Source organism: Rahnella bonaserana, from assembly GCF_019049675.1.
GTDB lineage: Bacteria > Pseudomonadota > Gammaproteobacteria > Enterobacterales > Enterobacteriaceae > Rahnella > Rahnella bonaserana.
In genome coordinates this window covers 63,131-73,091 of sequence record NZ_JAFMOW010000045.1, presented here as the reverse complement: position 1 = coordinate 73,091, position 9,961 = coordinate 63,131, and the positions used below count along the sequence as shown (strand labels likewise).

11 protein-coding genes are annotated in these 9,961 nt (G+C 53.4%); 5 read left to right on the top strand and 6 right to left on the bottom strand.

Annotated features, from left to right (window positions below; all coding sequences use genetic code 11):
* Positions 1 to 119 precede the first annotated feature (119 nt).
* Genes J1778_RS01445 through ulaA form a run of 6 tightly spaced genes read right to left on the bottom strand, consistent with a single transcriptional unit; the run spans position 120 to position 4,608 of the window.
* Entirely contained in the window at positions 120 to 809 is a 690-nt protein-coding gene (locus tag J1778_RS01445; protein WP_217171673.1) for an L-ribulose-5-phosphate 4-epimerase, read from the bottom strand.
* Positions 806 to 1,666 (bottom strand): L-ribulose-5-phosphate 3-epimerase, encoded by an 861-nt coding sequence (locus J1778_RS01440; protein ID WP_217171672.1) that lies wholly within the window; start codon positions 1,664 to 1,666, stop codon positions 806 to 808. The genes J1778_RS01445 and J1778_RS01440 overlap by 4 nt, the downstream gene beginning before the upstream one ends.
* Positions 1,667 to 1,676: 10 nt before the next feature.
* On the bottom strand, positions 1,677 to 2,333 hold the full coding sequence (locus tag J1778_RS01435) for a 3-keto-L-gulonate-6-phosphate decarboxylase UlaD (RefSeq protein WP_113877216.1): 657 nt from the start codon (positions 2,331 to 2,333) through the stop codon (positions 1,677 to 1,679).
* Positions 2,334 to 2,358: 25 nt separating this feature from the next.
* Entirely contained in the window at positions 2,359 to 2,829 is a 471-nt protein-coding gene (ulaC, locus tag J1778_RS01430) for a PTS ascorbate transporter subunit IIA (protein ID WP_217171671.1), read from the bottom strand.
* Between the two features lie 10 nt (positions 2,830 to 2,839).
* Positions 2,840 to 3,148, bottom strand: coding sequence for a PTS ascorbate transporter subunit IIB (gene ulaB / locus J1778_RS01425; RefSeq protein WP_047607962.1), 309 nt, complete (start codon positions 3,146 to 3,148; stop codon positions 2,840 to 2,842).
* Between the two features lie 56 nt (positions 3,149 to 3,204).
* On the bottom strand, positions 3,205 to 4,608 hold the full coding sequence (gene ulaA, locus J1778_RS01420; RefSeq protein WP_217171670.1) for a PTS ascorbate transporter subunit IIC: 1,404 nt from the start codon (positions 4,606 to 4,608) through the stop codon (positions 3,205 to 3,207).
* A 412-nt stretch (positions 4,609 to 5,020) separates the two neighbouring features.
* Here ulaA and ulaG point away from each other — a divergent pair, with 412 nt between their 5' ends.
* From ulaG to glpG, 5 genes are all read left to right on the top strand, one after another.
* Positions 5,021 to 6,085: an L-ascorbate 6-phosphate lactonase gene (ulaG, locus tag J1778_RS01415; RefSeq protein ID WP_217171669.1), complete on the top strand. Its 1,065-nt coding sequence runs from the start codon at positions 5,021 to 5,023 to the stop codon at positions 6,083 to 6,085.
* A 228-nt stretch (positions 6,086 to 6,313) separates the two neighbouring features.
* Complete coding sequence (gene ulaR / locus J1778_RS01410) at positions 6,314 to 7,069, top strand: HTH-type transcriptional regulator UlaR (RefSeq protein WP_217171668.1); 756 nt, start codon at positions 6,314 to 6,316, stop codon at positions 7,067 to 7,069.
* 83 nt (positions 7,070 to 7,152) lie between these two features.
* Positions 7,153 to 7,473 (top strand): thiosulfate sulfurtransferase GlpE, encoded by a 321-nt coding sequence (gene glpE / locus J1778_RS01405; RefSeq protein WP_217171667.1) that lies wholly within the window; start codon positions 7,153 to 7,155, stop codon positions 7,471 to 7,473.
* Positions 7,474 to 7,628: 155 nt separating this feature from the next.
* Positions 7,629 to 8,819, top strand: a complete 1,191-nt coding sequence (locus tag J1778_RS01400) for a trans-sulfuration enzyme family protein (protein WP_217171666.1) — start codon at positions 7,629 to 7,631, stop codon at positions 8,817 to 8,819.
* A gap of 300 nt (positions 8,820 to 9,119) precedes the next feature.
* A complete protein-coding gene (glpG, locus tag J1778_RS01395) occupies positions 9,120 to 9,953 on the top strand; it encodes a rhomboid family intramembrane serine protease GlpG (protein WP_112291924.1) in 834 nt (277 codons plus the stop codon).
* The last annotated feature ends 8 nt before the right edge of the window (positions 9,954 to 9,961 follow it).

Sequence of the window (9,961 nt, the reverse complement as noted above, 5' to 3'; positions counted from 1 at the left end):
ACGCTGGAGGAGATGTTTGCTGATGAGCATATTGATTCGCTGCTGGCAGATTTGAACCAGCGGCGAAAGGTGTAATTCTGGTTGCAGAAAAAGGCCTGAGTTTCCTCAGGCCGCTGTGATTATTTCTGCCCGTAATACGCATCCGGCCCGTGTTTGCGGCTGAAATGTTTTTGCAGAAGGTAATCATCCATCGGGGTTTGATTACGGCGGATTGAAACGGTGATCCACGCCATTTTCGCGACTTCTTCCAGCACCACGGCGTTGTGTACCGCCTGTTCCGGCGTGGTTCCCCAGCAGAACGGGCCGTGCTGGGCGACCAGAATGCCTGGCATATGCAGCGGATCGGTGCCGGTCAGCGATGCGGCGATCACCTTACCGGTTTCCAGTTCATATTCCCCGTTCACTTCGTGGGTCGATAACGGCCGCGTGCAGGGAATGGCTCCGGCAAAATAATCCGCGTGCGTGGTGCCGAGCGGCGGGATGGAGACTCCGGCCTGCGCCCAGGATGTCGCGTAGGTGGAATGGGTGTGCACGATGCCACCAAGCTGCGGGAAACGGGCGTAAAGTTCGAGATGGGTGGCGGTATCTGAAGAGGGTTTGTAATGCCCCTCCACGACCTCGCCTTGCAGGTTCAGTACCACCATATCGCTGGCCTGCATTGTCTCGTATTCCACGCCGCTTGGTTTGATGGCAATCAGCCCGCGCTCGCGGTCGATACCGCTGACATTTCCCCACGTAAAAGTCACCAGACCAAAAGCCGGCAGCGCCATGTTGGCTTCAAATACGCGTTGTTTCAGTGCGTCAGTCATGCGGTTTCCTCCATATTCAATCCGGCTTTCTGCATTTTATCCACCACCCAGGCACGGGCGTTGCGAACTTCCTGCATCGGATCAGCAGCGGTTTCGCTCCACATTTCGATCAGATACGGCCCGCGATAACCGCTTTTCTGCAAGGTTTCAAAACAGCGCTCGAACTCCACCACCCCGCTGCCAAACGGCACATTTTTGAATACGCCGGGCTGCGTGTCTTTAATATGCACGGCGACGATGTGCCCGGCGCCGCTCGCCAGTTCCATCTGCACGTCGTTATCCCATGCCGATAAATTGCCAATGTCCGGGTAAAGCTGGAACCACGGATTGTTCAAGTAATGCGTGTAACCCAGCGCCTTGCTGATGGAGTTCATCAGCGGGTAATCCATGATTTCCATCGCCAGCGTCACCTGCGCGCGGCTGGCCATTTCCACAGACTCCTGCAAACCGTCACGAAAACGCTCGCGGGTATGGTCGTTGGCTTGCTGGTACCAGACGTCGTAACCGGCGAGCTGGATCACGCGGATACCCAAATCCTGCGCCAGCACGATGGCTTTACGCATGATTTCCAGCCCCTGATTGCGGGTTTCATCGTCTTCTGCGCCGAGCGGGAACCGCCGGTGGGCGCTGAGGCACATCGACGGAATACGGATGCCGGTACGCGAAATCGCATCGACGACCTGCAAACGCTGCTCACGTGACCAGTCAAGCCGCACCAGCCGGTGGTCGGTTTCATCTACCGACATCTCAACGAAATCGAAGCCCAGCTCTTTCGCCATGGTCAGGCGCGCCAGCCAGTCTTCGCCCGCAGGCAGGGCTTTTTCATAGATACCGAGCGGAACGGCTTTGTGCATCATGTGATGTTCCTTAGCCCCAGAGCTGGCGGATGGATTTTTTGAACTGACGCGCCGCATCAACCGGATCTTTGGCATCGCGGATACTGCGCCCGGCAATGAAGACATGAACCGGAATGTCTTTAAACAGCGGCAAATCTTCCAGCGCCAGCCCGCCAGTAATGGTGACTTTGAAACCCATACCGGAAAGGCGTTTGATTGCGGTGATATCGGCATCACTCCACGCCACACCGGCGGCCTGAGCGTCACGGCTGCGGTGATAAACCACCTGCTGAATACCGGCGTCATGCCATTCCTGCGCCTGTTCCCACGTCCAGTAACCGGTCAGTTCAATCTGCACATCACCGTTAAATTCCTTCGCCACTTCCAGCGCGCCTTTGGTGGTGTTGATGTCAGCACAGCAAATTACTGTCACCCAGTCAGCGTTGGCTTCAAAACACATGCGCGAGAGGATTTTTCCTGCGTCAGCGATTTTGGCATCTGCCAGTACGATTTTTTCCGGATACAGCGCTTTCAGATCACGCACCGCGCGCACGCCTTCGGCGACACACAAAATGGTGCCGACTTCGATGATGTCGACTTCGCTGGCAATCAGGCGCGTGGTTTTGTAGGCGTCGTCCATTGACTGGTTATCCAGTGCAACCTGCAACATCGGTAATGAATGAGTCATAGTGAATTCCTTCTCTGATAACGAATTAGTGAACCGCCGTGGCGGAGGTCAGGTCGATTAAATCCAGCACCTGTTGCGCGGTGGTACAGGCCCGCAGGCGGTCAAAATTGGCTTCGTCATCAAACAGGTTCACGACCTGCATGATGCCCACTTCCTGATGCGCATTGGCATCCACCGCCGCCAGCGTAATGAGGATGTCCACCGGATCGTTATCCTCATGGTTAAATTCCAGCGGCGTTTTCAGCGTCACCAGCGCAAAACCCGTTTTGAGGACACCTTCTTCCGGGCGGCCATGCGGCATAGCCAGCCCCGGCGCGATCACGAAGTACGGCCCGAACTGTTTCACGCCGTCCAGAATCGCCTGGTAATAACGCGGCTCAACCACACCGGCATCCACCAGCATATCGACGCCGATTTTCACCGCGTCCTGCCAGGTTTCTGCTTCTGCGTTAAGGCGAATCGAGTTGTTTTCGGCCAGCGAATCTCGCAGTTTCATGCATCGCTCCTTACTTTTTCAGGTCAGCGGAAAAGTGGGCGTTAATCACTTCCATCACTTTCGGGCCGAAGTCCGCTGCGGAAAGCATGTTGCGTACACCGACCACGTATTTGTTGCCGCTGACGGTGATTTCATCAGCCACGTGTGTGGACGCGACAATAATGTCGGCGCCGCCCAGTTCGGATTTGTATTCCCCCACCGCGCAGCTGTTCATGGTGTGATCTACGCCTTCCTGCGTCAGGAACTGGCCAATTTTCATCTTCATGATCATCGAACTGCCCTGCCCGCAACCGCATACCGCCAGAATTCGTACTGTCATGGGAACCTCTTTGGTTTATGAAAAATCATTTGTGAAAAATCATTTGTGAACAGTTATTAGTGAGAAACAGGCTGATTAAGCTCTTGTTTTTCTGCATCTTCTTCAGCCCGCAAGGCGCGACCTGCGAAGAACATGTAAAGCAAGGCAATCACCGCAATGACACCCATAAAGGCCATGCCGAGGCTGAAGAAGCCCTGCATCATTGGCGGCGCCAGAATCGACCAGTCAGCCATGCCCATCCAGGCGCTCAGGCCGGTGAGTTTGATGGCCCAGACGCAGCCAAAGATTTCGATCATTCCCATCACCAGACAGATCTTCAGTGCCGCGCGCCAGCCGCCGAAGTGGTTGGCAAACACACCGATAGTGGCGTTGGAAAAGAACATCGGGATGAAACCAGGGATGATCATGATGGAAGAGCCCATGCCAAACAGAATGGCGACGGCAATCAGCTGGCCGATGGTGCCCCACATAAAGCCCCAGACCACGGCGTTCGGCGCAAAGCTGTAAATGGCCGCGCAGTCGATCGCCAGAACAGCTCCGGGGATCAGGCGCTGGGAGATACCGTTAAAGGCTTCAGTCAGTTCAGCGACGAACATACGCACGCCCTGAATAATGATGAAAATCGCCACCGCAAACATCAGACCGGTTTGCAGGATATAAATCGTCCAGTGGGTTTTTCCGGCCATTTGTTGCAGGGTGTCGAGGCCGAAGGAGCACAGAATAATACCGAAGAACACGGTCATCACGATGGCGGTGGAGACGATATTGTCATGGAAGATATTCAGCCAGCCTGGCAGTTTCAGGTCTTCCACGCTCTCTTCTTTCTTGCCGAGGTATGGCGCGATTTTATAGGCAATCCATGAGGCAAACTGCTGCTGATGACCAATCGAGAAGCCGCTGTTTTCGGTCACGGCCTGGGTCGGTTTGTACATCATGTTCGAGGTAATGCCCCAGTACAGTGACACCAGAATTGCCGTCAACCAGATGGTCGTCCACATCGGGTAGCCCATGATGAAGAAGAACACCGCAATCAGCCCCGCCTGCTGGAACATAATGTGGCCGGTGAGCATGATGGTGCGAATGCCGGTGATGCGGCGGAAAACCACCATCAGTATATTCAGCGCCAGTGCTATCAGCACCGCGTAACCCACCCAGCTGTAGGCCTCGCCCATGCGCTCAACCGTCGCCATCATTGACGCATAGGTGTCTGATATTGCGCCGTTAATGCCATACACTTCTGAAAGTTTTGCTACCACGGGTTTGAAAGTGCCGGTCAGAATGCCGGACCCTGCCTGCAGCAACATAAAGCCGATAATGGTTTTGATGGTGCCCTTGATGATCACCGTCGCGCTCTTCCTGAGCAGGATGTAACCGAGCATGGTCACAATACCCAGCAGCAACGGCGCGTTGGTCATTACCTGATTAAAAAATACGGTGAAGATGGTGTAGAGGAATTCCATAAGACTCTCCGTCTGACCTTGTTTGATCTCTTCAACGCCTCTGAACGTAAACGCTGCGCTAAAAAGTGAGGGACAGACGCACTCTAATGCTCACATTGAATCAGATAAAGATTCATAATGATTATTTGTGAGCAGTCTCGCAAGATATCGTCTTGAGCGGAATTAACAGCATGAGAAAAATCTCAATATTAATTATATATTTCAATAGGATATTTTTTTAAGTAAAAGAAAAAAACTCGTTAACCCCTTTCTTTATCATCCGGTACTTTCTCTATTCTTGCTGAAAAACGCCTCCTGAAAACCATTGTCACGATGAGTTTTCGATGATAACTTCCTCACAAACAAATCATATTTAATCATTTAATGATTCAGTATGATTCCATTTCAAAGCCAACTCAGATGAGGGAATACTATGAGCAAAGTAGAAACGATCAGCCGCGAGTCCTGGATCCTCAGCACTTTTCCGGAATGGGGCACCTGGTTAAACGAAGAAATCGAGCAGGAAAAGGTCGCGCCGGGCACTTTTGCAATGTGGTGGCTGGGCTGTACCGGGATCTGGCTGAAGTCTGAGGGCGGTGCGAACATTTGCGTCGATTTATGGTGCGGCGTTGGCAAGCAGAATCACAGCAGTCCGCTGATGAAAACCGGCCACCAGATGCAGCGCATGGCCGGTGTGAAAAAGCTCCAGCCGAATCTGCGTACCACGCCGTTCGTTCTCGATCCCTTTGCGATCAGGGAGATCGACGCAGTGTTATCCACCCACGATCATAACGATCATATCGATGTGAACGTAGCCGCCGCCGTCATGCAAAACTGTTCTTCTGACGTCCCCTTCATCGGCCCGCAAACCTGCGTGGATTTGTGGATGAGCTGGGGCGTCCCCGCCAGCCGCTGTATTGTGATGACGCCGGGCAAAGTGGTGCGAATCAAAGATGTGGAAATTCACGCACTGGACTCCTTCGACCGCACGGTGCTGATTACCCTGCCCGCTGACCAGAAAGCCGCAGGCGTATTGCCGGATATGATGGATCAGCGCGCGGTGAATTATCTGTTCAAAACGCCGGGCGGAAATCTGTATCACAGTGGCGATTCGCACTATTCCAATTACTACGCTAAACACGGTAACGAGTACCAGATTGACGTGGCGCTCGGCTCCTACGGCGAGAACCCACGCGGCGTGACCGACAAAATGACCAGCGTCGATATGTTGCGCATGGCGGAATCACTGAACACCAAAGTCGTTATTCCTTTCCACCACGATATCTGGTCGAATTTCCAGGCCGATCCGCAGGAAATCCGCGTGCTGTGGGAGATGAAAAAAGATCGCCTGAAATACGGCTTCAAACCGTTTATCTGGCAGGTTGGCGGCAAATTCACGTATCCGGATGATAAGGATAACTTCGAATATCATTATCCGCGCGGCTTTGACGACTGCTTTACGACAGAAACCGACCTGCCGTTTAAATCCTTCTTATAAATACCCGTCATACTTCAAATTGCAGATGCGTTGACTGCGCTCACTCCCCCCGGTCACTTAGTTAACTAAGCTCCCGGGGCTTCCTGAGCCTGTCGCCTTGCTGCAACTCGAATTATTTAGGGTATTGATTGAGGCGGATTAATTTGCGTCTTCATAAACAATGCATTTCGCAATTACGCTCGTTTATAATCATGGAATAATCATTTGACGATCCTGCCCGGAGCCACCATGACTGAGCCACAACGCCACAACGCTATTCTCGATCTGCTGCAACGTCAGGGGCAGATTTCCGTCGCCGATGTCATTGATCAGTTCGATATTTCACCCGCTACAGCGCGTCGTGACATCACCAAACTCAACGAGCTGGGCAAACTGCGTAAAGTGCGCAATGGTGCGGAAGCCGTGAATCAGCCACGCCAGAACTGGACGCCGCTCAATATTCATCAGACCCACAATCTCAACGAGAAAATGCGCATAGCCAAAGCGGCTGCCGGACTGTGCCAGCCGGGTGAAAGTGTGGTGATTAACTGCGGGTCGACGGCGTTTCTGCTGGGCCGCGAGATGTGCGGGAAAGACATTCAGGTCATCACCAATTATCTGCCGCTGGCCAATTATCTGATTGAGCAGGAGCATGACAGCGTGGTGATTATGGGCGGTCAGTACAATAAAAGTCAGTCAATTACCTTAGCGCCACAAGACGGCGATGCCAGCCTGTATGCCGGGCACTGGATGTTCACCAGCGGCGCAGGGCTGACTACTGACGGCCTGTATAAAACCGATATGCTGACGGCGATGGCCGAGCAGAAGATGCTGAATTATGTCGGAAATCTGGCGGCACTGGTCGACAGCAGCAAAATCGGGCAACGCGCCGGTATGCTGTTCAGCCGCACCGAACAAATTGATGTGCTGATCACGGGCAAAGAAGCAAACAGTGAAATCATCGAACAATTACGCCAGAAAGGTGTGCAGGTGATCCTCGTTTAATGCTTATCCCTTCTTTTCGTCTGGTCTTAGTCGCGCGATTATTGGGTAGAATAGCGGCATAACCTTTTATGAGGCACACCAGAATGGAACAATTTGAAGCAATCAGCGTTGAACAAGCGCATTCCCGCCTGACCTCAGGCGAAGCCGTGATGGTCGATATCCGCGACCCGCAAAGCTTCGGCGCAGCACATGCACCGGGCGCTTTTCACCTGAGCAACGACAGCCTGCCCGCCTTTATCCAGCAGGCCGATGCCAAAACGCCGGTACTGGTCATGTGCTATCACGGCATCAGCAGTCGTGGCGCCGCGCAATTCCTGATTTCTCAGGGTTTCGAATCGGTCTACAGCGTTGACGGCGGTTTCGAAGCCTGGTCAAAAACATTCCCGCAAGATATCGAAGCCTGACCCCACCTTTGTTTGCCCCGGCGCACGCTGCAGTCTTTTTAAACTGGCCTTTATAACCAGGCTAATGAGTTTGCGCCGAAAATGTTCTTAAGCTGAAAAAGCTACCTTTCTCCAGTGTTGATATAATTTCTGCCTACTATCGACAGGATTCCAAGATGAAACAACTGAACACTTCACGTTCTTTAGGGATGCGTACCCTCGCCGTTCATGGCGGACAGCAGCCTGATGCCCTGACTGGCGCGATTGCGACACCTATCACTGCCGCATCGGCATTTTCATACCCGGATTTTGACAGCGGCGCACGCCGTTTCAGCGGTGAAGAACCCGGCTATATTTACAGCCGTTTCGCCAATCCGACAGTGGCCGTTTTCGAACAAAAACTGGCGGCACTCGAAGGCGCAGAAACCGCCGTTGCCTGTGCCAGCGGCATGGCGGCCATCAGCGCCACACTGTTTGCCCTGCTGGTTCCCGGCGATGAAATCATTCATATCGGTACGCTGTATGGGGGTACCGAAGGCGTGGTCCGTAATTTGCTGCCGCGATATGGTATCAAACCGGTTCACGTTGTGAATGTGAATGAACTGGAAGCCGCATTTACCAAAAATACCAAAGTAGTACTGGTGGAAACTCCCGCTAATCCGGGGCTGGATATCGCCGATCTGGCAGAAATCGCGCGTCTTTCCAAAGCCGCCGGTGCGGTGAGTGTGGCGGATAACACTTTCGCCACGCCGTACCTGACGCGACCGCTGGAACTGGGCATTGATATCGTTTTGCATTCCGCGACCAAATACATCAGCGGTCACGGCGATGCGACCGGTGGCGTAGTGGCCGGTTCTGCGGCGTTAATAACGCCAATCCGCACCCTGAGCCTGAAACAGTTCGGTGGAAATCTGAGCCCGTTCGAAGCCAGTCTGTTGATCCGCGGCCTGAAAACCTTGCCGCTGCGCGTAGAAGCCAGTTCTTTGAGCGCGCAGGCGGTTGCGGAATTCCTCGACGGACACAGCGCCGTAGACGCCGTGTTTTATCCGGGGCTGAAACAACATCCGGGACATGCCACCGCGTCAAAACAAATGAAACTGTTTGGCGGGATTATGGCGATTGAACTGAAGGGCGGGCTGAACGCGGCGCGGACTTTTCTCGATAAGCTGAGCATCATCACGCAGGCAGTTTCTCTGGGAGATACCGATTCACTGGCCTGCCATCCGGCGTCCACCACGCACAGCGCCGTCGCGCCGGAAATCCGCCGTCAGAGCGGAATTACCGACGGAATGGTGCGTATCAGCATTGGTATCGAAGACACCGAAGACCTGATTGCGGATATGCAACAGGCGCTGGAAGGGCTGTAAGCGAACAGGTAATGAACATGCCGGTTTCTGCCAGTATTCTGGCGAAAACCGGCATGTATCGCCAGAATACTGGCGATTTTCCTTCCATCAATGAAGGTTGTTTGTGCCTTAACGTTTCATCAGATCCCGATCCACCTCACACACGCGCTATTTTTTTGTTCTCTGCAGTTCGCACAGCATGCCTAAATTCCCCTCCCTGACCCTTCTGACGTTATAATCGACATCCCCCACGCTGGCAGATAAGGTATTGCCCTAAAATGACGGCAACAAATCAAACAATTAGGGAAACCGCTTAACGCTATGGTGCGCATTCTAAATCTGAACAATCCCCGCCTCGCTCAGGCGTTTGTCGATTACATGGCAACGCAGGGTTTTACACTGACCATCAAACTTGAAAGTCAGGAAGTTCAGCTCTGGCTGGAGGACGAATCCCGTCTGGAAGAGGCTGAAAAACAGGTCGCGTTGTTTGTCCGTGATCCGCTGCACCCGCGTTATCAGGAAGCCAGCTGGAAAACCGGAAAAGCGCAGCCGCATTTAAAAATGTCGCACACCCCGTTTCTTAAAAGTTTGCGCTCCCGCGCGGGCCCGCTGACCATCGGCATGATTGTGTTATGTCTGGCGGTGTTTATCCTGCAACAAATGGTGGGTGACGAATTAGTGATGAGCTGGCTGGCATGGCCGGACAGTTCACGCGTCTTCCAGGTCTGGCGCTGGTTCACGCCTGCCCTGATGAATTTCTCGTTTATCGCGTTACTGATTAACCTGGCCTGGTGGTGGTATCTGGCGAGCCAGATTGAGATGCATCTGGGCAGCGGAAAATTATTCACTGTCACACTGATTTCTGCGTTAATCAGCGGCTGGGGCCAGTCGATGGTCAGCGGCGTCTGGTTTGGTGGATTGTCGGGCGTGGTGTACGCGCTGATGGGTTACGCATGGCTGACAGGGCAACTGAAACCGGAAAGTCGTTTGTACGTGCCCGGCGGATTGCTGGTTATTTCTCTAATCTTTATGTTCATCGGTTATGCCACAGGTGGCGCAGCCGTGGCTAATGCCGCACACGCCTTTGGCCTGGGGCTGGGTCTGGTGATGGCATTTGTTGATACGCGCACTCCGCGCAACAAAAAAAGTAAGTAGGGGATCCG